The 20,753-nt window shown below is 73.0% G+C and carries 20 protein-coding genes and 1 pseudogene; 7 read left to right on the forward strand and 14 right to left on the reverse strand.

What is annotated here, in order from left to right; genetic code table 11:
• Positions 1 to 60: 60 nt before the first annotated feature.
• Positions 61 to 1,746: pseudogene (gene ctaD, locus G3I77_RS26035) on the forward strand (cytochrome c oxidase subunit I); the annotation flags it as partial.
• Here ctaD and G3I77_RS26040 read toward each other — a convergent pair.
• Genes G3I77_RS26040 through G3I77_RS26050 form a run of 3 tightly spaced genes read right to left on the reverse strand, consistent with a single transcriptional unit; the run spans position 1,631 to position 4,534 of the window.
• Positions 1,631 to 2,671 (reverse strand): YafY family protein, encoded by a 1,041-nt coding sequence (locus tag G3I77_RS26040; RefSeq protein ID WP_308311418.1) that lies wholly within the window; start codon positions 2,669 to 2,671, stop codon positions 1,631 to 1,633. The pseudogene ctaD and the gene G3I77_RS26040 sit on opposite strands and share 116 nt — an antisense overlap.
• Positions 2,672 to 2,709: 38 nt before the next feature.
• On the reverse strand, positions 2,710 to 3,996 hold the full coding sequence (locus tag G3I77_RS26045) for an ABC transporter substrate-binding protein (RefSeq protein WP_248507628.1): 1,287 nt from the start codon (positions 3,994 to 3,996) through the stop codon (positions 2,710 to 2,712).
• Complete coding sequence (locus G3I77_RS26050) at positions 3,971 to 4,534, reverse strand: hypothetical protein (RefSeq protein ID WP_248507629.1); 564 nt, start codon at positions 4,532 to 4,534, stop codon at positions 3,971 to 3,973. The genes G3I77_RS26045 and G3I77_RS26050 overlap by 26 nt, the downstream gene beginning before the upstream one ends.
• A gap of 145 nt (positions 4,535 to 4,679) precedes the next feature.
• Between G3I77_RS26050 and G3I77_RS26055 the strand changes: the two genes are divergently transcribed.
• From G3I77_RS26055 to G3I77_RS26065, 3 genes are read left to right on the forward strand one after another with little or no spacing between them, the layout of a single operon-like run.
• On the forward strand, positions 4,680 to 5,156 hold the full coding sequence (locus G3I77_RS26055; RefSeq protein WP_248507630.1) for a hypothetical protein: 477 nt from the start codon (positions 4,680 to 4,682) through the stop codon (positions 5,154 to 5,156).
• Entirely contained in the window at positions 5,156 to 7,885 is a 2,730-nt protein-coding gene (locus G3I77_RS26060; protein ID WP_248507631.1) for a branched-chain amino acid ABC transporter permease/ATP-binding protein, read from the forward strand. The genes G3I77_RS26055 and G3I77_RS26060 overlap by 1 nt, the downstream gene beginning before the upstream one ends.
• The gene (locus tag G3I77_RS26065) at positions 7,882 to 8,523 is read left to right on the forward strand and encodes an ABC transporter ATP-binding protein (protein ID WP_248507632.1); all 642 of its coding nucleotides are present in this window, start codon (positions 7,882 to 7,884) and stop codon (positions 8,521 to 8,523) included. The genes G3I77_RS26060 and G3I77_RS26065 overlap by 4 nt, the downstream gene beginning before the upstream one ends.
• Positions 8,524 to 8,595: 72 nt before the next feature.
• Here G3I77_RS26065 and G3I77_RS26070 read toward each other — a convergent pair whose 3' ends face one another.
• Positions 8,596 to 9,228, reverse strand: a complete 633-nt coding sequence (locus tag G3I77_RS26070) for a transglycosylase family protein (RefSeq protein WP_248507633.1) — start codon at positions 9,226 to 9,228, stop codon at positions 8,596 to 8,598.
• A gap of 545 nt (positions 9,229 to 9,773) precedes the next feature.
• On the opposite strand from G3I77_RS26070, the gene G3I77_RS26075 reads away from it, so the two are divergent.
• Positions 9,774 to 10,556: a hypothetical protein gene (locus tag G3I77_RS26075; RefSeq protein WP_248507634.1), complete on the forward strand. Its 783-nt coding sequence runs from the start codon at positions 9,774 to 9,776 to the stop codon at positions 10,554 to 10,556.
• Between the two features lie 85 nt (positions 10,557 to 10,641).
• On the forward strand, positions 10,642 to 11,019 hold the full coding sequence (locus tag G3I77_RS26080; protein ID WP_248507636.1) for a hypothetical protein: 378 nt from the start codon (positions 10,642 to 10,644) through the stop codon (positions 11,017 to 11,019).
• A gap of 60 nt (positions 11,020 to 11,079) precedes the next feature.
• On the opposite strand, the gene der is transcribed toward G3I77_RS26080, so the two are convergent.
• From der to aroH, 5 genes are all read right to left on the reverse strand, one after another.
• Positions 11,080 to 12,573 carry a ribosome biogenesis GTPase Der gene (der, locus tag G3I77_RS26085; RefSeq protein WP_248507638.1) on the reverse strand — a complete coding sequence of 498 codons (1,494 nt, stop codon included), beginning with the start codon at positions 12,571 to 12,573 and terminating at the stop codon, positions 11,080 to 11,082.
• A 78-nt stretch (positions 12,574 to 12,651) separates the two neighbouring features.
• Entirely contained in the window at positions 12,652 to 13,299 is a 648-nt protein-coding gene (locus G3I77_RS26090; protein ID WP_248507640.1) for a lysophospholipid acyltransferase family protein, read from the reverse strand.
• The gene (cmk, locus tag G3I77_RS26095; RefSeq protein ID WP_374386740.1) at positions 13,296 to 13,958 is read right to left on the reverse strand and encodes a (d)CMP kinase; all 663 of its coding nucleotides are present in this window, start codon (positions 13,956 to 13,958) and stop codon (positions 13,296 to 13,298) included. The genes G3I77_RS26090 and cmk overlap by 4 nt, the downstream gene beginning before the upstream one ends.
• A 180-nt stretch (positions 13,959 to 14,138) precedes the next feature.
• The gene (locus G3I77_RS26100; RefSeq protein ID WP_248507644.1) at positions 14,139 to 15,224 is read right to left on the reverse strand and encodes a prephenate dehydrogenase; all 1,086 of its coding nucleotides are present in this window, start codon (positions 15,222 to 15,224) and stop codon (positions 14,139 to 14,141) included.
• Positions 15,221 to 15,583 carry a chorismate mutase gene (aroH, locus tag G3I77_RS26105; protein ID WP_031106761.1) on the reverse strand — a complete coding sequence of 121 codons (363 nt, stop codon included), beginning with the start codon at positions 15,581 to 15,583 and terminating at the stop codon, positions 15,221 to 15,223. The genes G3I77_RS26100 and aroH overlap by 4 nt, the downstream gene beginning before the upstream one ends.
• A 179-nt stretch (positions 15,584 to 15,762) precedes the next feature.
• Between aroH and G3I77_RS26110 the strand changes: the two genes are divergently transcribed.
• Positions 15,763 to 16,176 carry a Rieske (2Fe-2S) protein gene (locus tag G3I77_RS26110; RefSeq protein ID WP_248507645.1) on the forward strand — a complete coding sequence of 138 codons (414 nt, stop codon included), beginning with the start codon at positions 15,763 to 15,765 and terminating at the stop codon, positions 16,174 to 16,176.
• A gap of 24 nt (positions 16,177 to 16,200) precedes the next feature.
• On the opposite strand, the gene G3I77_RS26115 is transcribed toward G3I77_RS26110, so the two are convergent.
• The 5 genes from G3I77_RS26115 to G3I77_RS26135 form a co-directional block, all read right to left on the reverse strand.
• A complete protein-coding gene (locus tag G3I77_RS26115) occupies positions 16,201 to 17,220 on the reverse strand; it encodes an ADP-ribosylglycohydrolase family protein (protein WP_248507646.1) in 1,020 nt (339 codons plus the stop codon).
• Positions 17,217 to 17,936 (reverse strand): NUDIX domain-containing protein, encoded by a 720-nt coding sequence (locus G3I77_RS26120; protein ID WP_248507647.1) that lies wholly within the window; start codon positions 17,934 to 17,936, stop codon positions 17,217 to 17,219. Before G3I77_RS26120 ends, G3I77_RS26115 begins: the two co-directional genes overlap by 4 nt.
• 81 nt (positions 17,937 to 18,017) lie before the next feature.
• A complete protein-coding gene (locus G3I77_RS26125) occupies positions 18,018 to 19,079 on the reverse strand; it encodes a pseudouridine synthase (protein ID WP_248507657.1) in 1,062 nt (353 codons plus the stop codon).
• Entirely contained in the window at positions 19,079 to 19,765 is a 687-nt protein-coding gene (gene scpB / locus G3I77_RS26130) for an SMC-Scp complex subunit ScpB (protein ID WP_248507659.1), read from the reverse strand. Before scpB ends, G3I77_RS26125 begins: the two co-directional genes overlap by 1 nt.
• Complete coding sequence (locus tag G3I77_RS26135; protein WP_374386747.1) at positions 19,762 to 20,742, reverse strand: ScpA family protein; 981 nt, start codon at positions 20,740 to 20,742, stop codon at positions 19,762 to 19,764. Before G3I77_RS26135 ends, scpB begins: the two co-directional genes overlap by 4 nt.
• Positions 20,743 to 20,753: the final 11 nt, after the last annotated feature.

A 20,753-nucleotide genomic window follows, 5' to 3' on the forward strand; every position in this document is an offset into this window, starting at 1 on the left:
GCGGGTAGGGCGCGGGCTGCGGCGGGCCCGGTACGCGATGAGCGAAGGGGCGAGCGAGCGATGGGGACGCAGACCGTACAGGCGGTGGCGCCGCCCGCGCCGCGCAAGCGGCACGGGCGGGTGGTGGTCGACTGGCTGACGACGACGGACCACAAGAAGATCGGCCATCTCTACCTGCTCACGTCGTTCCTGTTCTTCCTGGTCGCCGGGGCGATGGCGCTGCTGATGCGCGCCGAACTGGCCCGCCCCGGCCTGCAGATCATCGACAACCAGCAGTTCAACCAGGCGTTCACGCTGCACGGCACGATCATGCTGCTGCTGTTCGCGACGCCGACCTTCGCGGGCTTCGCCAACGAGCTGATGCCGCTCCAGATCGGCGCGCCCGACGTCGCCTTCCCGCGGCTGAACATGCTCTCGTACTGGCTGTTCCTGTTCGGCGGGCTGATCGTGCTCGGCTCGCTGCTGGTGTCCTCGGGGCCGGCGGACTTCGGCTGGACCGCCTACGCCCCGCTCAACAGCGCGGAGCGCACGCCGGGGATCGGCGCCGATCTGTGGATCATGGGGCTCGCGCTGTCGGGCTTCGGCACGATCCTCGGCGCGGTCAACTTCATCACCACCATCATCGGGATGCGCGCCCCCGGCATGACGATGTTCCGGATGCCGATCTTCGTCTGGAACACCCTGTTCACGTCGATCATGATCCTGATGGCGTTCCCGGTGCTGGCGGCGGCGCTGCTGGTGCTGGAGGCGGACCGGCGGTTCGGCTCGCAGGTCTTCGACGCGGCCAACGGCGGGGCGATCCTGTGGCAGCACCTGTTCTGGTTCTTCGGCCATCCCGAGGTGTACATCATCGCGCTGCCGTTCTTCGGGATCATCACGGAGATCCTCCCGGTCTTCAGCCGCAAGCCGATGTTCGGCTATCTGACGCTGGTCGGCGCGACGATGGCGATCACCGGTCTGTCGATGATCGTATGGGCGCACCACATGTTCGCCACGGGCGCGGTGCTGCTGCCGTTCTTCTCCTTCATGAGCTTCCTGATCGCGGTGCCGACGGGCGTGAAGTTCTTCAACTGGACCGGCACCATGCTCAAGGGCTCGCTGTCCTTCGAGACGCCGATGCTGTGGGCCACGGGGTTCCTGGTGACGTTCCTGTTCGGCGGGCTGACCGGGGTGATCCTGGCATCGCCGCCGATGGACTTCCACGTGACGGACACGTACTTCGTGGTCGCGCACTTCCACTACGTCGTCTTCGGCACCGTCGTCTTCGCGATCTTCGCCGGGTTCTTCTTCTGGTGGCCGAAGTTCACCGGGAAAATGCTCGACGAACGGCTCGGCAAGATCCAGTTCTGGGTGCTCTTCGTCGGCTTCCACACCACGTTCCTGGTGCAGCACTGGCTGGGCGCCGAGGGCATGCCCCGCCGGTACGCCGACTACCTCGCGGCCGACGGGTTCACCGCGCTCAACACGGTGTCGACGATCGGCGCGTTCCTGCTCGGCATGTCGACGCTGCCGTTCCTCTACAACGTGTGGAAGACCGCCAAGTACGGCGAGAAGGTCGAGGTCGACGACCCCTGGGGCTTCGGCCGCTCCCTGGAGTGGGCGACCTCGTGCCCGCCGCCGAGGCACAATTTCACGACGCTGCCCCGGATCCGCTCCGAGTCGCCGGCGTTCGACCTGCACCATCCGCAGTACGCGGAGGTGACTGCGCAGCCCGAGCCAAAGCGCCATCAAGCCGGTCCCGAGTCCTCCTGATCGCGTCGATCAGCCCGTCCGGCTCCAGCACCTCGAACTCGAAGCCCAGCATCACCACGTGGATGACCATCACGTCGAGGCTGCCGGCGCCGCAGCGCAGCAGGCAGCTGTCCGGGCCCTCGGCCTCCAGCACCCCCGCGGAGGGCGAGATGTGTTCGGCGGCCTCCTCCAGTGGCACCAGGAGCCGCACGACGGCGTGGGTGGCGTACGCGCGCGTGGAGACGCCCTGGGAGACGTAGGCCGCGAGGTCCTCGGCGGGGGGCGTGCGCGGCGTGAAGCGCGGGCCGTGCGGCGGCTTGGGCGTGACGCGGTCCACGCGGAACGTGCGCCAGTCGTTCCGGTCGAGGTCCCAGGCGACCAGGTACCAGCGGCGCTCGGTGCACACCAGGCGGTGCGGTTCGACGCTGCGGCGGCTGGGGGTGCCGTCGTGGCCGCGGTACTCGAAGCGCAGCCGCTCGGCGTCCCGGCACAGGTGGGCGAGTTCGGTGAGCACGGCCGGGTCGACCGAGGAGGGCAGCGTGCTGCGCAGCATCGGCACGGTGACGGCGTTCAGGGCGCCCACGCGGCGGCGCAGCCGGTTCGGCAGTACCTGCTCCAGCTTGGCGAGGGCCCGGACCGAGGTCTCCCCGATGCCGTCGATGCCCTGCCCGGCGGCGGTGCGCAGTCCGACCGCCACGGCGACGGCCTCGTCGTCGTCCAGGAGCAGCGGCGGCAGTTCGGCGCCCGCGCCCAGCTGGTAGCCGCCCCCGGTGCCGGGGCTGGCGTTGACCGGGTAGCCGAGTTCACGCAGCCGGTCGACGTCGCGGCGCAGGGTGCGGGCGCTGACGCCGAGCCGGTCGGCCAGGTCGGCGCCGGCCCACTCGCGGTGGGCCTGGAGCAGGGACAGCAGACGCAGCAGGCGGGCCGAGGTCTCCAACATGGGGCGAGTCTGCCAGGCCTTGCGGACAGCCACTGTCCTCAAGGCTCGTAGGCCAGTTGCGGGACGGTGAAGCAGGTGCGGTTCATGTCCCCCTGGCCCGCCCAGCCCTTCCCGTCCCGCCAGCGGGCCACCGACAGGCACGTCCTGCTGCTCCGCGGCGGCTCAGGCAGGCGTTCGAACCGGACGGGGAGCAACAGCCCTCCGGCGGTGTAGCCCTGGCTGCGGTTCATGAAGGTGTCGACGCACGCGCGCGTGATGCCCGTCGTCGTGCAGGACGTCGCCGCGTCCGTGAACCACCGCGCGGCCGCCCACCCCTCCAGCTGCCACTGGGAGTGTGTCTTCAGGTCCTTCGTCGCCTCGCGGAACTCCCGTACGGCCGGGTGGCCGGTGTCCTCGAAGTTGCGGCTGGCGCCGGTCGCCCACAGGGCGTTGCGGCAGCGCGGGGCGTCCTTGTAGTCGTCGGCGACGGTGGACGTCCAGTTCTGCACGTTGGTCACCTTGGCGGTGACGTCGGCTCCGGCCTCGTCCATGGCCTGGCAGAGCCGGGCGTTGCCGTGCCCGTCGATGGCGTCGAACACCAGGTCGGCGCCCTGTTCCTTCAGGTCGGCGGCGACGGCGCGGAAGTTGGGCAGGGCGAAGTCGACCTGCTCGGTGACGACCTTGTAGCCCTCGGCGCGCAGACCCCGCTCGACGAGCCGGGCGTAGGCGGCCGAGGCCGACTGGTTGTAGGAGACGACGGCGGCGGTGCGGGCGCCGTGCTCGCGTTTGAAGTAGCGGTAGACCTCGGTGCCGCCGTACAGCTTTCCGTCCCAGCCGGGGGTGCCGTCGCGGGGCGCGAGGCTGCCGTAGATGCCGTAGAGGTGCGGGTAGGTGTCGAAGGCGGTGCCGATGGGCTGGCCGCCGATGTCGGGCACGCGCGCGCGGGAGACGCGGGAGGCGCCCGCGTAGTCGAGGGCGGTGGTGGCGACGAGGGCGACGACCCTGTCCTCCTCGACGAGCTTGTGCACGCACTCGTTGTTGCCGACGCCGCTGCCGCCGTCGTCGCACAGCCGCACCTCGACCGGGCGACCGTCGATGCCCCCGCGCGCGTTGAGCCGGTCGAACCAGGCCCGGGCGCCGTCGCGCGGGCCGGTGAAGGCGCTGCCGCCGACCGGGCTGGTGGCGCTGGTGATGATGCCGACCCGCAGGGGCGCGGAGTCGCGGGGCGCGGGGGTGCGGTCGTCGTGCTCGAAGTCGCTCTCCGGGACCCGGCTGCCGCAGGCCGCGCTCAGGGCGAGCAGCAGCACCGCGGCTACGGCCTCAGCAGCCCGGGACCGGTGACGCATTGCCGCTCAGTTGCACCAGCGCGCACAGCGTCTTCGCGGACAGCTTCCAGGTGCCGTCCTGCTCGACGGCGCTTCCGGAGGCGTCGGGCAGGACGGTGGCGCCCTTCAGGGTGAGCGTGTACGTCACGTCCGCCCCGGTCGCCGAGGTGAACTCGATCTTGGTGACGTTCGCCTGGACCTGCCCGCCGCGCTCGTCACCGCTGAAAGCCTGCAGGACCGGGCCCAGCCGGTCGCCGTTCTCCAGAACGGCCTGCTTCTCCTCGGTCGACGTCTTCGGGTCGAAGAACTTCTGCCAGTTCTGCTTGATCTCCGCCTCCGCGGCGGCCCGGTCCGCCGGCGCGGTGGCCGGCGCGCTCGTGGTCCGCTCCGCGGTCGGTGTGGGGGGCGTGGACTCGCTGCCGCCGCCGCTGTCGTCGCTGCAGGCCGCCAGGGCCGGGGCGAGGGCCAGGACCAGGGCGGCGGCGATCGCCGTACCCCGTCCCGCGGTGCGTGGACCCCCCGTCGCGTTCCCCCGCTTGAGGTCGCTGCCGAGAACCATCTGGCTCACCACCGGGTGTCGGTCCGGGCCATGGGCGCCCGGTGCTTTCAGGGTCAGCTTCCACAGGGCATAGTGCAAGCGATCGGCGGACTTGAACAGGCAGCAGGACGCGCGCACAGCCGAATCCGACGTGTGGGAGCCAGCGATGCGGACCAGCCGACTGAGGACCGTGCATCCCGTCCTGTGGGCCGGCTGGGCGGCCCTGGCCGCCGGCGCGGTGCTGTGCGTCGTCGGCTGGTACGGAGTCTCCGGCGAGCGCTACGCCGAACGGCAACTGCCCTACCTGGCCTCCTGCACGATCCCCGGCGCCGCGCTGATCATCGCCGGGGCGATGCTGCTGACCCACGGCCGGGGTTCGATCGCCGCCGCGCGCGTGGAGGAGCTCTACGGCCTGCTGGTGGCGGCCGAGCCGGCCGAGACGGAGGAGACCGGCCGGGCCGCGCCCGCGCCGCTCGCGATCAGCGGCGACCTGCTGATGGTGCCGGGCGGCACGCTGTGGCACCGCGCGGACTGTCCCCTGGTCGCGGGCAGGGCGGAAGCGGTTCCGGTGGACTCCGGGCTGGTGGCGAGCGGGGAGCTGGATCCCTGCCCGATCTGCGAGCCGGCCGAAGAAACCGACTGATGTCCTCGCTGACGTACGACCTCACCCTCGCCGGGCTCTCGGTCGGCAGCGCGGCGGCACTGACCGGGATCGGCCTGATCGTGACGTACCGCGCGACGGGGGTGCTCAACTTCGCGCACGGCGCGATCGCCATGGTGTGCGCGTATGTACTGCGCAATTGCGTGGTCGAGTGGGGCTGGCCGCTGTGGCTCGGGGCGGCGGTGACGCTGCTGGTGGTGGCTCCGGGGCTGGGTGTGGTCCTGGAACGCTTCGTCTTCCGGCCCCTGGCGGTCCTGGGCGGCGACCCGGCGCAGACGCTGGTGGCGTCGATCGGGGTGTTCGTACTGCTGGTGGGCGGGGCGGCGCTGCTGTGGGGGCAGGGGGCGCGGGACGACGCGCCGGTGCTGGTGCCGGACGAGCCGTGGGGGCAGCTGGCGGTGGTGCTGGTGCTGGCCGCCGGGGTCGCGGCGGTGGTCCGCTGGACGCGGTTCGGGCGGGAGCTGCGGGCCGTGGTCGACGACCGGCGGCTCGCGGTGCTGAGCGGTATCGACGCGGACCGGGTCGCGGCCACGGGCTGGGCGTTCGGTTCGTTCACGGCCGGCCTGACGGGTGTGCTGCTGGCGCCGTACGTGCGGCTCGACCCGTACGGGCTGTCGCTGCTCGTGATGGAGGTCGTGGCGGTGGCGGTGGCCGCGCGGATGCGGCGCCTGCCGGTCGCGGTGGTGGTGGCGCTGGGTATCGGGGTGGCGCAGAGCCAGCTGACGCGGCTGCACCCGTCGGGCTGGGCCGAGCCGCTGCTCCAGGCGGCCGCCACGAACCTCTTCGTCGTCGCGCTGCTGGTCGCTGCGCTGGTCCTGCCGGGTGCCGGGGAGCGGGACGCGCTGCCGCGCACGGCCACGGCGCGGGTGCCGACCCCGCCGGGCGCCTGGATCGTGGTGCTCGTGCTGTTCCTGCTGCCGCTGGGTCTCGCCGGCCGGGACCTGCACACCTCGGTCCAGGTCCCGGCGCTGGCCGTGATCCTGCTGTCCCTGGTGGTGGTCACCGGCCGCGGCGGCCAGATCTCGCTGGGGCAGGCGGCGTACGCGGGCCTGGGCGCCCTGTTCACGGCGCTGCTGGCGGCGGGCCGCTTCCCGGGACTGCCCGCCCTGCCGGAGCTGGCGGCCCTCGCGGTGTCGGTGGTCCTGGTGGCGCCGCTCGGCCTGCTGACGGGCTGGCCGGCCATCAGCCGCCGGGGCCTGGCGCTGGCGCTGGCGACGTTCGCGGTCGGCGTGGGGGTGAGCCGCTTCGTCTTCGCCCAGCCGTACGCCACCTCGGGCCTGTCGCTGCGCCGCCCCGCGGGCTTCGACGGGGACCGGGCGTACTACGTCCTGGAGCTGCTCCTGCTGGCGGTCGCGCTGCTGGCGACGCACGCGCTGCGCCGGGGGCGGACGGGCCGGGCCCTGGCCGCCATGCGGGATCACGAGCGGGGCGCGCAGGCGGCGGGCATCGGCGTGCCCTCCCTCAAGCTGCTGGCCTTCGTCGCGGGCGCCGCGCTGGCCGCGCTGGGCGGCGGCATGCTCGGCATGGGCCTGCGGGCCTTCGACGCCGCCGCCTACGACCCCGTGCGCGGCCTGCTGTGGTTCGCCGCGGTGGTGGTGCTGGGCGCCGACAGCACGCTCGGCGCCCTCTCCGCCGCGGCCCTCCTGGTCGGGCTGGACGCGGGCACCCGCGGCGGCGTCGCGGCGGCCCTCATCGGCATCCTGGCGATCCTGGTGGGCCGCTTCCCCGGCGGCCCGTACGAGGCCCTGCGCACAGCGGCGGAACGCCTGAGGCCGCGCCGCACCCCGGCCCTGGCGCCGGCGGGCGTGCGGGCGTGCGGGCTGCTGCGCCCGGCGGAGCCGCAGGCGGCCCGGAGGGTGCCGGTGCCGACGGGGGCGACAGGGGTGGCGCGGGACGCCGGGGGCACGGGGGCCGAGCGGCGCGGCGGCAGACGGTACCGACCGCCCGCGTGCGAGGCCGCAGCCGCACCCCGCGCGGCGCAGACCCGGCCGGCCGCCGGAGAGCCCACGCCCGCCGCCCCCCTCCTGACCGCCCGCCGGCTCCAGGCCCACTACGGCGGCTTCACCGCCCTCGCCGGCGTGGATCTGGACCTCTCCCCCGGCCGGATCACCGCGGTCGTCGGGCCCAACGGGGCCGGGAAGAGCACCCTGTTCCACTGTCTGGCCGGGACGCTGCGGCCCGCGCGCGGGACCGTGCGTCTCGGCGGGCGGGACATCACCACACTGCCCGCCCACGCCCGCGCCCGGCTCGGTGTCGCCCGGACCTTCCAGCAACTGGCCGTCTTCCCCTCGCTGACCGTGGCCGAGAACGTCCGGGTGGGCGCCGAGCAGGGCCGGGTGACCGACCCGGGCGCCGTGGAGCGCACCCTCAGGCTGCTCGGGCTCGACGGGCCCTTGCGCGCCCTGCCCGCCGCCGGGCTGCCCACCGGGACGCTGCGCCGCGTCGAACTGGCCCGGGTCCTCGCCGGCAGCCCTCGCATCCTCCTCCTCGACGAGCCCGCCGCCGGTCTCGACACCGCCGAGGTGACCGCCCTGGCCCGGGTCCTGAAGGCCCTGGCCGCCGACGGCACGGCTCTCCTCGTCGTCGAGCACGACCTGGACCTGGTGGCCGGCCTCGCCGACGTCGTGCATGTGATGACCGCGGGCCGGATCGTCGCCTCCGGTCCGCCCGGGCGCGTCCTGGGCGCCCTGGAATCGGGGGCCGACCGATGACGACCGTCTCCCTGCGCCACGCGCGCGTGCGCTACGGCCCCCTGGAGGCCCTGCACGGCATCACGCTCGTCGCCCCCGGCCCGGGCCTCACCGTGCTGCTGGGCCGCAACGGCTCCGGCCGCACGACCGCCCTGCGCGCCCTGGCCGGCACGGTGCCCCTGTCGGGCGGCTCGGTGATGTGGGACGGCGCCGACGTGACGCGCGTACCCGCCCACGAACGCGCCCGGCGCGGGCTGTGCCTGGTGCCGGAGCGGCAGGCCGTGTTCGGCTCGCTCACCGTGCGCGAGAACCTCGGACTCGCCGCGCGCGACCCCGCCGTGGCCCTCGACGCCTACCCGCGGCTGCGGCCCCTGCTGGAGCGGCGCGCCGGCACCCTCTCCGGCGGGGAGCAGCGCATGCTCGCCCTCTCCCGGGCGCTGCTCGCACGCGCGCGTGTGGTGCTCGTCGACGAGCCCGCCCAGGGCATGTCGCCCTCGGTCGCGGCCCGGACGTACGAACTGCTGGGCGCGCTCGACGCGTGCGTGGTGATCGCCGAGCAGCGGTTGCCGCCCGCCCTGCGGGACCGGCGGGCGATCGTCTACGAACTGCGCCGCGGGGCCGTCGTGTTCGCCGGGGAGGCGGGCGAACTCACCGGCTGATCCGGGACGCCGAGACCCCGTCCGGTCGGTCGACCGGACGGGGCCCGTGTCCCGGCAAGGGGGAGCAGCGGCTCAGAATGCGAGGCGCAGGCCGGGCACGATCACATCGGGATCCGCACCGATGGCGGCCTTGTTGGCGGCGTAGAGGCGCTGCCAGGTGGTCCCGTGCCGGGCGGCGACGCCGCTCAGCGTGTCGCCCGCACGGACGGTGTAGTCGCCGCGGGAGGCGCCGCGGTCCGCGCGTTCCGTGGAACGCGCCGGCGCCTTCGGCGGCTTCGCCGGAACCGGCTTGGTGGAGGTGACCGGGTCGGCGGCGGGTGCGCCGCCGCTCGCCCCGGCGCGTGCCGAGCAGACCGGCCAGGCGCCCCATCCCTGGGCGCGCTGGACCTTGGTGGCGACGGCGATCTGCTGGGACCTACTCGCCCGGTCGGCGGTGGCCGCGTAGGCCGTGCCGCCATAGGCGCGCCAGGTCGAGGGGGCGAACTGGAGTCCGCCGTAGTAGCCGTTGCCGGTGTTGATGTGCCAGTTGCCGCCGCTCTCGCACTGGGCGATGCGGTCCCACACTCCGCTGTCAGCCGCCGCTGCGTTTCCGGTCGCGGCGAGCAGTCCGAGGGGCGCGAGCAGTGCCGCCCCGGCGAGGACCGCCGTCGTACGAACCTGGTTCTTCCGAGCGTCGGGGCGAGTGGTATCGGCACATTCGGACATGTAGGTCCCTCTCGAAACACCCGGGGATCCCCCAAGGCGGAACGCCACTCCCGCGCCATGGGGCGCGGGGGTCGCGCTCGCCCCGTCCACCGGAGCGGTGCTGCGCCCGGTTCCTGGGAACCCGGCGGCCGGCGGACGTACCCGAGCGGTGCTCGTTGCACACGGCCGAGGAATCTAAGGAGGTGGACGGCTCGGCATCAACCAGTCACCTGTCCGGGCAGGCCAGTTCACCAATACCTCGGGTAACGGCGATTTCCGGACACCCACTTCATTCGCGGATTTCCGGATTTATCGACCAGCCCCCCTGACGATCTGTGACCCACTTCACCCTCCCAACAGCCTTTACACAGAGGCGAGTTGACGGTGAGTGCGCGATTCCGCGCCGAGCGTGACCCTGAGCGCTGGATGGTTCGATTCCGTTCGCTCCGGGGCGTGACTCCCGCCACAGATCGCCCGTTGTCTCCTTCATGAGCCGGGACCTCCCCGGACCACGGGCCGGGAGCCACCCGGCTTTGCCACGCACCGCATCCCCGAGGGAGCCACCCGTGCCGCGCATGCTCGACGTCAGCGACGAGGTACGCGCCGAGATCGGCGACGAAGAAGCCGACCGCCTGCTCGCCGGAGAGACCGCCCCGGGCAGTTACGACTGCACGTCCTGCCGCACTCCGGGCGACTCCGAGCAGGAGCGCACCAGCACCGTCCTGTTCATCGGGGACGAGACCGCCGTCCTCGCCTTCGCCCACGCCGGCTGCCTGCCCTCGCAGGTCGTGCAGGTCACCGAGGAGCAGCTGCGGGGCGCCGTGAAGTCCATCACCGGCGACACGGTCGATCTGGAGCCCGACAAGGTGGTGCCCCAGCAGGCGGTGCTCGGCGTGACCAGCGGGCTCGTCCTGATCGGCGGGGAACTGCACCCGGCCCTCGTGGTGGAGCCGACCGGGCCCATCGCCCGGCCGGGCACGACCGGCGCCGGCGACGACTTCCTGCCGCTGCTCATCGAGCAGGGGTTCATGCCGCTGACCGAGCTGTCGGCCGTACCGCCGGTGCTGCACGGCTGGTCGGTCCTGCTCGCCGTGGGCCGGCTGCACGCGGTGCTCCAGCCGGGCGGCAACGGCGGCCAGCCGGTGGCCTGGTGGCAGGCGCACCAGCCGCTCCAGGTGACCGAGGGCTGGCGCGCGGCCGCCAACAAGCACCAGCAGGTGCTGATGTTCGCCGCGCCCGTCGGCTCGATCGGCCGCCAGCCGCGCGAGGACCTGCTGCGCGACGCGCTGGACAAGGCGGCGGCGAACGGAAAGCTGGTCGCCTCGGCGCTGCCGCTGGCCGGCATCTGAGCCGCGCGTCACCCGTGCACGCCGTAGACCTGCGAAAGCCGTACCCGGGCCGCATCCCTTGACCCGCGGGGTCGTTTGGACATACGTGCACGCATACGACGTTCCCCGCCGCCAGTCCTTCTCGCCGATCCCGTCCGCGCGATCGGCTCAGGACTCCCAGGGCGGCCCATCGGCCACGCCGATCTACGACGCGCTCTACGCCGAGTACGTCAAGTCCTTCCGCGCACTGCCCGGCGACCGCAGCGGCGAGGAGAAGCTGGGTTTCACCGCCTTCGGGAACACCCCGCACGGCTCGGGCTCGTACGGCGGGTCGTACAGTGCCTACAGCGCGGGCGCCCAGAGCGCCCGCCATGCCGCCGGGCAGCAGCCCCAGTGGCAGCGCGTCGGGACCATCGGCTCGCACGCCACAGGGATGCACTACGTACCGGCCGCGCTGCCGCCGGTACGGCGCGGCGGCATCTGAGCGAGCACCGGACACTGGAAAGGGCGGCCCCGGCGGGGCCGCCCTTTCCAGTGCTTCGCGCTACTTCTTCCTGCCGCGCTTCTCGCGCACCCGCACGGAGATGTGGATCGGCGTCCCGTCGAAGCCGAACTCCTCGCGCAGACGCCGCTCGATGAAGCGCCGGTAGCCCGCCTCGATGAAGCCGGAGGCGAACAGCACGAACCGCGGCGGCTTGGTGCCCGCCTGCGTGCCGAACAGGATGCGCGGCTGCTTGCCGCCCCGGACCGGGTGCGGGTGGGCGGCGACCAGCTCACCGAGGAAGGCGTTCAGCCGGCCCGTCGGGACCCGGGTCTCCCAGCCCGCCAGGGCCGTCTCGATCGCCGGGACCAGCTTCTCCATGTGCCGTCCGGTGCGCGCCGAGACGTTGACCCGCGGCGCCCACGCCACCTGGCCGAGCTCGGTCTCGATCTCCCGCTCCAGGTAGTAGCGGCGCTCCTCGTCGAGGGTGTCCCACTTGTTGTACGCGAGGACGATGGCGCGGCCCGCCTCGACGGCCATGGTGACGATCCGCTGGTCCTGCACCGAGATGGACTCGGAGCCGTCGATCAGGATGACCGCCACCTCCGCCTTCTCGACGGCGGCCGCGGTGCGCAGCGAGGCGTAGTAGTCGGCGCCCTGCTGAAGGTGGACGCGCTTGCGGATGCCCGCCGTGTCGACGAACTTCCAGGTGACGCCGCCGAGTTCGATCAGCTCGTCGACCGGGTCGCGGGTGGTGCCCGCCAGCTCGTTGACGACGACGCGCTCCTCGCCCGCCACCTTGTTCAGCAGGGAGGACTTGCCGACGTTCGGGCGGCCGATCAGGGCGATGCGGCGCGGGCCGCCGAGGCCGGCCCCGCCGAACGTCTGGCGCGGCGCCTCCGGCAGCACCTCGAGGACCTGGTCGAGCATGTCGCCGGTGCCGCGGCCGTGCAGCGCGGAGACCGGGTGGGGCTCCCCCAGGCCCAGCGACCACAGGTAGGCCGCGTCGGCCTCGCCGCTCGGGCCGTCCACCTTGTTGGCGCACAGCACGACCGGCTTGCCGGCCTTGCGCAGCAGCCGGACGACGGCCTCGTCGGTGTCGGTGGCGCCGACCTTGGCGTCGACGACGAAGACGACCGCGTCGGCGGCCTCGATGGCGTACTCGGCCTGGGCGGCCACGGAGGCGTCGATGCCGAGGACGTCCTGCTCCCAGCCGCCGGTGTCGACGACCTTGAAGCGGCGGCCCGCCCACTCGGCCTCGTAGGTGACGCGGTCGCGGGTGACGCCGGGCTTGTCCTCGACGACGGCCTCGCGGCGCCCGATGATGCGGTTCACCAGAGTCGACTTGCCGACATTGGGGCGGCCGACGACGGCGAGCACGGGCAGCGGGCCGTGGCCGGCCGCCTCGATGGCGCCCTCGACGTCCTCGAGGTCGAAGCCCTCCTCCGCGGCGAGCTCCATGAACTCCGCGAACTCGGCGTCGCCGAGCGCCCCGTGGTCGTGCTCGTACGCGCCCTCGGACGCGTCCGAGCCGTCGGGCTGGATGTGGTCGTTCATGAAGTCCGTACCTCGTCGTTCATTGTGGTGGTCGGTGGAGTACCCGCTGTTCCGGGCTGATCCACTACTCAGTGTCGCCTAGCGCCCGGTGAGGCGCCTGGCGTTTTCCAGGTGGGCCGCGAGCTGCTTCTGGATGCGCCCGGTCGCCTCGTCCAGCGCCGTGCGCGTCCGGCGACCGCTGCCGTCGCCCGCCTCGAAGGGCTCGCCGAAGACGACGTCGACGCGGGAGCGCAGCGGAGGCAGCCCCTTTATCAACCGTCCCGGCTTCTCGGAACTTCCCATCACGGCCACCGGGACGATCGGGGCGCCGCTGCGCACCGCGAAGTACGCGAGGCCGGCGCGCAGCGAGGCGAAGTCGCCCTCGCCCCGGGTGCCCTCCGGGAAGATGCCGAGCACGCCGCCGCCCGCCAGGACGCCGAGCGCCCGGGTGATCGCCGTGCGGTCGGTGGTGTCGCGGTCGACCTTCACCTGCCCGATGCCGAGCAGGAAGGGGTCCAGCGGCCCGATGAACGCTTCCTTCTTGATCAGGAAGTGCGTCGGCCGGGGCGCCACGCCCATGACCATCGGACCGTCGATGTTGTGGGAGTGGTTGACCGCGAGGATCAGGGGGCCGCTCGCGGGCACCCGCCAGGCGCCGAGCACGCGCGGCTTCCACAGCCCGTACATCAGGCCGACGCCGATGCGCCGCCCGACCTCGGCACCCCGCGCCGAAGGCAGCTCGGTCACTTTCCGGCCCGCTTCTCCTCGACGAGGGTGACGACGCACTCGATGACCTGGGCCAGCGTGAGCTCGGTGGTGTCCACCTCGACGGCGTCGTCCGCCTTGGCGAGCGGGGAGGTCTTGCGGCTGGAGTCGGCGGCGTCCCGCTTGATCAGGGCCTCGCGGGTGGAGTGGACGTCGGAGCCCTTCAGCTCGCCGCTGCGGCGGGCGGCGCGCGCCTCCGGGGAGGCGGTGAGAAAGATCTTGAGGTCGGCGTCCGGGAGGACGGTCGTGCCGATGTCCCGGCCCTCGACGACGATGCCCTTCTCCGCGGAGGCGGCGATCGAGCGCTGCAGCTCGGTGATCCGGGCCCGCACCTCGGGCACCGCGCTGACCGCGCTGACCTTGGAGGAGACCTCCTGGGTGCGGATCGGGCCGGCCACGTCCACGCCGTCGACGGTGATGGCCGGCCCCTCCGGGTCGGTGCCGGAGATGATCTCGGGCTTGCCCGCGACGGCGGCGATGGCGGACGGGTCGTCGATGTCGATGCCGTTGCTCACCATCCACCAGGTGATCGCCCGGTACTGGGCGCCGGTGTCCAGGTAGCTCAGCTCGAGCTGGGCCGCCACGGCCTTCGAGGTGCTCGACTTGCCGGTGCCGGCGGGGCCGTCGATGGCGACAATCACTGGCGTGGCGCTTTCCACAGTGGGGACCTTCCTGAACCGGGCTCGGCGGGGTGAGGGCGCGACTGCCCCGCACAAGGTTACTGGGTGCGGGTCACTCGTCCGGCCGCGCGTCCACGCCGGCGGCACTCGACGGCCGGCGGCCCAGGGCCGAGCCCCCGGGAGCGGCTCGCCCCGTACCTCCTACTGCCGGATCGCCCAGCCCCGCTCCCGCAGCGCGGCGCTCAGTACCGGGGCCGCCTTCGGCTCCACCATCAGCTGCACCAGACCGGCCTGCTGCCCCGTGGCGTGCTCGATCCGTACGTCCTCGATGTTGACGCCGGCCATGCCCGCGTCGGCGAAGATCCGGGCCAGCTGTCCCGGCTGGTCGTCGATGAGCACGGCCACGACCTCGTAGACCCGCGGCGCGGACCCGTGCTTGCCGGGGACGCGGACCTGCCCGGCGTTGCCGCGCCGCAGCACGTCCTCGATCCCGCCGGCGCCCTCGTGGCGCTTGTGGTCGTCGGAGGACTGCAGGGCGCGCAGGGCCCGCACGGTCTCCTCCAGGTCGGCCGCGACATCCGTGAGCAGGTCGGCGACCGGCGCGGGGTTGGCGGAGAGGATGTCGATCCACATCCGGGGGTCGGAGGCGGCGATCCGCGTCACGTCCCGGATGCCCTGCCCGCACAGCCGTACGGCGGCCTCCTCGGCGTGCTCCAGGCGTGCGGCGACCAGGCTGGAGACCAGGTGGGGCATGTGGGAGACGAGGGCGACGGCACGGTCGTGGGCGTCGGCGTCCATGACCACCGGCACGGCCCGGCAGTGCGAGACCAGTTCCAGGGCGAGGTTCAGCACCTCGGTGTCGGTGTCCCGGGTCGGGGTCAGCACCCAGGGGCGGCCCTCGAAGAGGTCCCCGGTCGCGGCCAGCGGGCCGGACTTCTCCCGGCCCGACATGGGGTGCGTGCCGATGTACGCGGACAGGTCGAGGCCGCGGGCCTCCAGCTCGCGGCGCGGCCCGCCCTTGACGCTGGCGACGTCGAGGTAGCCGCGTCCCGCACCGCGGCGCATGGCGTCCGTGAGCACGTCGGCCACGTGCGCGGGCGGGGCGGCCACGATCACGAGGTCGACGGGCCCGTCCGGCGCCTCGTCCGTGCCGGCGCCGAGCGCGGCCGCCGTGCGGGCCTGCTCCGGCTCCGGGTCGGCGAGGTGCACGGTGACGCCCCGCTGGGACAGGACCAGGGCGGCGGACGTGCCGATGAGGCCGGTGCCGATGACGAGTGCGGTCCTCACTGGGCGATGTCCTTGCGCAGGGCGGCCGCGGCGCCGAGGTAGACGTGGGCGATGTCGGCCCGGGGCCGGTCGGACTCGATGTGCGCGAGGACCCGGACGACACGCGGCATGGCGCCCTCGATGTCCAGTTCCTGGGCGCAGATCAGCGGCACGTCGACGATGCCCAGCTTGCGGGCCGCGGCCGCCGGGAAGTCGCTGTGCAGGTCGGGCGTGGCCGTGAACCAGATGCTGATCAGGTCGTCGGCGGCGAGATCGTTGCGCTCCAGGATCTCCGTGAGCAGGGCTCCGACCTGCTCGTCCATGTGCCCGGCCTCGTCCCGTTCGAGTTGGACGGCGCCCCGGACCGCTCGTACCGCCACGGCGATGCTCCTTGCTGACGTGCGTGTCGCTCTACGTCCGACCAGCCTAGTCAGCCTGGGCGGCCCGGGTGCGCGGCGCCCGCCCGGTGAGACGCCGGGATCGGCACCTTTGGGTAAGTTCGCTGCCAAGATGACGCATGTTCCGATTCACCCCCCTTCGACACTTTCGGAGTGACGACATGACCCACGAGACCACGCGCCGCACGGTTCTCCTCGCGACGGGTGCGACGGGCGCGGCGGCGCTCGTCGCGGCCTGCGGCGGGGGCGGCGACGACAGCGGTTCCGCGTCGACGAGCGCCACCGCGGGCCAGGCCCTGGCCGAGACCGACGAGATCCCGGTCGGCGGCGGCAAGATCTTCAAGGACGAGAAGGTCGTGGTGACCCAGCCGGAGCAGGGTCAGTTCAAGGCCTTCTCGGCGATCTGCACCCACCAGCGCTGCACACTGGCGTCCGTCTCCGACGGCATGATCAACTGCCCCTGCCACGGCAGCAAGTTCCGCATCGCCGACGGCGCGGTGGCCCACGGCCCGGCGACCCGGCCGCTGCCCGCCGAGGACATCGTCGTGGAGGGAAACTCGGTCCGCCTCGCCTGAGGGCCCGCGACCGGCCCCGCGGCGTCACGCGTCCCAGAGCGCCCCGAGGGTGAGCAGGTCGCTCCGGTACTCGACACGGTCGGCCCACTCGGCGGGCCAGGCCTCCGCGCCCAGATGCGCGCCGGCGAAGGCACCCGTCAGGCAGGCGATCGAGTCCGAGTCACCGGCGGTGCAGGCCGCGCGGCGCAGGGCCGTCACCGGCTCGTCCACGAAGAGCAGGAAGCACAGCAGCCCGGTCGCCAGGGCCTCCTCGGCGATCCAGCCCTCGCCGGTGGCCAGACACGGGTCGGTCTCCGGCGAGACGGTGCGCACGGCGTGCCGGAGCCGTTCGAGGACCTCCAGGCACTCGTCCCAGCCGCGCGCGATGAACCGCTCGGGGCTCGGGTCCCCGGCCCGCCGCCACAGGTCGCCGAGCCAGCGCTCGTGGTAGTGGCTGCGGTTCTCCAGGGCGTACGAGCGCAGCAGGCCGATCAGCCCGGTCGGCTCGGCGCCCTGCGCGAGCAGGCGTACGGCGTGTGCGGTGAGGTCGGAGGCGGCGAGCGCGGTGGGGTGCCCGTGGGTGAGGGCGGACTGCAACTGGGCGGCGCCCGCACGCTGTTCGTCACTGAGTCCGGGGACCAGCCCCAAGGGCGCGACCCGCATGTTGGCGCCGCAGCCCTTGGATTCGATCCGACTGGCGTCCTGCCAGGGGCGGGCCTCGTCCTTCAGCAGCATGCAGGCCTCCATGCAGGTGCGGCCAGGGGCCCGGTTGTTCTCCGGGGACCGGTACCACTCCACGAACTCCTCCCGCAGGGGCCTGGCCAGGCGCAGCGGGGTGAGCAGCCCCCGGTCCATCGCCGTCCGCACCGCCCGGCCGAGCGCCAGTGTCATCTGGGTGTCGTCCGAGACGAGGGCGCGCTCGGGCAGCTCCATCTGCCGCCAAGGCCCGCACGTGGCGAGGATCGAAGGGACGTCGTCGAACTCGGTCGGAAAGCCCAGCGCATCCCCGAGCGCGAGACCCGTGAGCGCTCCGGTGGCGGCCTGCTTGTGGACGAGCGTGGTCATGCGGGGCGTCCTTCCCGGGTGGGCCGCAGGAGAGGCGGGTGGAGGGCGGTGGCGGTTCCGACGCGGTACAGCGCGGCGGGCTTGCCGCGGCCACCGGTCAGTCGTGCGGCGCCCGGGACGGGTTCGACGAAGCCCGGCGTGGCGAGCACCTTGCGCCGGAAGTTGGGCCGGTCCAGCTCGGTGCCCCACACGGCCTCGTAGACCTGCTGGAGCTCGCCGAGGGTGAACTCGGGCGGGCAGAAGGCGGTGGCGAGGCAGGTGTACTCGAGCTTGGCGCCGACGCGGTCCCGGGTGTCGGCCAGGATGCGGTCGTGGTCGAAGGCGAGCGGCCCCGCCGTGCCGTACGGCACCCAGCGGGCCTGCGCGGCGTCGCTGCCGCCGTGCGCCTCGGGAGCGTCGGGCAGCAGGGCGGCGAAGGCGACCGACACGACCCGCATCCGGGGGTCGCGGCCGGGCTCGCTGTACGTCCGCAGCTGCTCCAGATGCAGGCCCGAGACGTCGGACAGGCCGGTCTCCTCGGCGAGTTCGCGCCGGGCGGCCGTCTCCGCGGACTCGTCCGGCTGCACGAACCCGCCGGGCAGGGCCCAGTGCCCGGCGTACGGCTCCTGCCCGCGCTCGACGAGCAGCACGTGCAGCGCGCCCTCCCGGAGTGTGAACACCGCGAGGTCGACGGTGACGGCGAAGGGTTCGTGGGCGTACTTGTCGTAGCCGTCCATGCACCCGCACCCCCTTTTATAGTCAGCACGACTATAAAAGGGGGTGCGGGTGGCTCACAAGCCCTGAGAGACGCGCGATCCCTAGAGGTCGACCTCCTGCATCAGCATCCCGACCTCCGTGTTGGACAGCCGCCGCAGCCAGCCCGACTTCTGGTCGCCCAGGGTGATCGGCCCGAAGGCGACCCGGACCAGCTTGTCGACCGGGAAGCCGGCCTCCGCGAGCATCCGGCGCACGATGTGCTTGCGGCCCTCGTGGAGGGTGACCTCGACGAGGTAGTTCTTGCCGGTCTGCTGGACGACCCGGAAGTGGTCCGCGCGGGCGTAGCCGTCCTCCAGCTGGATGCCGTCCTTGAGCTGCTTGCCCAGGTCGCGCGGGATCGGCCCGACGATGTGCGCGAGGTAGGTCTTCTTCACGCCGTACTTCGGGTGGGTCAGCCGGTGGGCCAGCTCGCCGTGGTTGGTGAGCAGGATGACACCCTCGGTCTCGGTGTCGAGCCGGCCGACGTGGAAGAGCCGGGTCTCGCGGTTGGTGACGTAGTCACCGAGGCACTGCCGGCCCTCCGGGTCCTCCATCGTCGAGACGACACCGGCGGGCTTGTTCAGCGAGAAGAACTGGAAGCGCTGCGTGGCGACGGTCAGCCCGTCGACCTTGATCTCGTCCTTCTCCGGGTCGACGCGACGCCCCTGCTCCAGGACGATCTCGCCGTTGATCTCGACCCGGGCCTCCTCGATCAGCTCCTCGCAGGCACGCCGGGAGCCGAAGCCCGCGCGGGCGAGGACCTTCTGCAGCCGCTCACCCTCCTGCTCGGCGCCGGGGAAGGTCTTCGGGAGCTTGACCTCCTTCTTCCCGGCGTACCGGTCGCGGTTGCGCTCCTCGACCTGCGCCTCGTACTCACGCGGGCGCGCCGGGGCCGTACGCCCCTGCTTCTGGGGCTGCTTGGGCCCGCCCTTGGCGCCGCCTCGGGCGGAGCCGCCGCGCCCGGACTTGGGGCCCTCCTTCGTCGCCCCGGGGCCCACGTCGTAGCGGCGCTCCTCGGGGCGGGGCTTGCTGGGGCGGCCCTGCCCCTGCTTCTGGTCCCTGTTGTTGCCGGCGCCGCGGTGGTTACCGCGTCCGCCGCTCTTGCCGCTGCCGCTGCTTCGCATCAAAGTTCCGTCTGGTCGTCTTCGTCGTCGGTACCCGGGGTGGCCGGGCGGCTGCCCGGCACGTCGTCAGGCGCGTCCGGGTCGAACGACGGTACGCCTTCCTGGGTCTCGGCCTCGATCGCCTCCGCCTCCGGGAGGAAGGGCGCGAGCTCCGGGAGCTCGTCCAGACCGCGCAGGCCCATCCGCTCCAGGAAGTAGTTCGTCGTCCTGTACAGGATCGCACCTGTTTCGGGTTCCGTGCCCGCCTCCTCTATCAGACCGCGCTGGAGGAGGGTGCGCATGACGCCGTCGCAGTTGACTCCGCGGACCGCCGAGACCCGGCTGCGGCTGACCGGCTGGCGGTAGGCGACGACGGCCAGGGTCTCCAGGGCGGCCTGGGTGAGGCGGGCCTGCTGGCCGTCCAGGACGAAGCGCTCGACGGCCGGCGCGTACGCGGCCCGCGTGTAGAAGCGCCAGCCGTTCGCGACGTACCGCAGCTCGAAACCGCGGCCCTGGACGGTGTAGTCGTCGGCCAGCTCGCGCAGGGCGTCCGCGATCTGGCGCTTCGGCCGCTCCAGTATCTTCGCGAGGTGTTCCTCGGTCGCGGGCTCGTCCACGACCATGAGGACGGCCTCCAGGGCCGGTTTCAGATCCAGATCGGCGACGGTACGCAGTCCTGCCGGCAGGCCGGTCGTTGGCTCGCTCACGCCTTCCTCTCCTCCTTCGGCGGCTCGGGCGGCCGGTCGAACTCGTCGGTGACGGTCGGTGTCTCGTCCCCGTCCCCGCCGGTCCAGCGCACCAGCAGTTCCCCGAGCGCGTCCTCCTGCTCCAGCGCCACGGCCTTCTCGCGGTACAGCTCCAGCAGGGCGAGGAACCTCGCCACGACGGTCAGGGTGTCGTCGGTGTCCGCCACGAGGGCCCGGAAGCCGGCCTCGCCGAGCTCCCGGAGCCGGGCCACGACGATCTGTGCCTGCTCCTGCACGCTGACCAGGGGGGCGTGGATGTGGTCGACGTAGACCTGCGGCTTGGGCCTGGGCTGCATCGCCTTCACCGCGAGCTTCGCGAAGCCCTCCGCTCCGATGCTGATGACGACGTCGGGCAGCAGCTCCGCATGGTGCGCTTCGAGCCCGACGGTACGGGGGTAGCGCCGGGCCTCGTCGTCGAGGCGCCCGCTGAAGATGTCGGCGATCTGCTTGTACGCGCGGTACTGCAGCAGCCGGGCGAACAACAGGTCCCGCGCTTCGAGCAGCGCGAGATCGCCCTCGTCCTCGACCTCGGCGGCGGGCAGCAGCCGCGCGGCCTTCAGGTCGAGCAGAGTGGCGGCGACGACCAGGAACTCGGTCGTCTCGTCCAGGTCCCAGTCCGGCCCCATCGCCCGGATGTGGGCCATGAACTCGTCGGTCACCTTCGACAGCGCGACCTCGGTGACATCCAGCTTGTGCCGCGAGATCAGCTGCAGCAGCAGATCGAAGGGCCCCTCGAAGTTGGCGAGCCGGACCTTGAAGACCCCGTCGTCGGCCGCCTCGGCGTCACCGGCCGGGGGTTGGGGGCCCGGGGCGGTGCCGGAGGACTCCTCGGACGCGGCCGGCGGACCGGCGGACCGCGTCTCGGCCGCGGTCCCGCTCAATTCCCCCACGCCCACCGGCCCGGCCACGTCCACAGGCAGTGCCGTGGGCCCGGCCACGCCCGAAGGCG

It is taken from the genome of Streptomyces sp. D2-8 (assembly GCF_023184515.1).
Classification (GTDB): Bacteria; Actinomycetota; Actinomycetes; order Streptomycetales; family Streptomycetaceae; genus Streptomyces.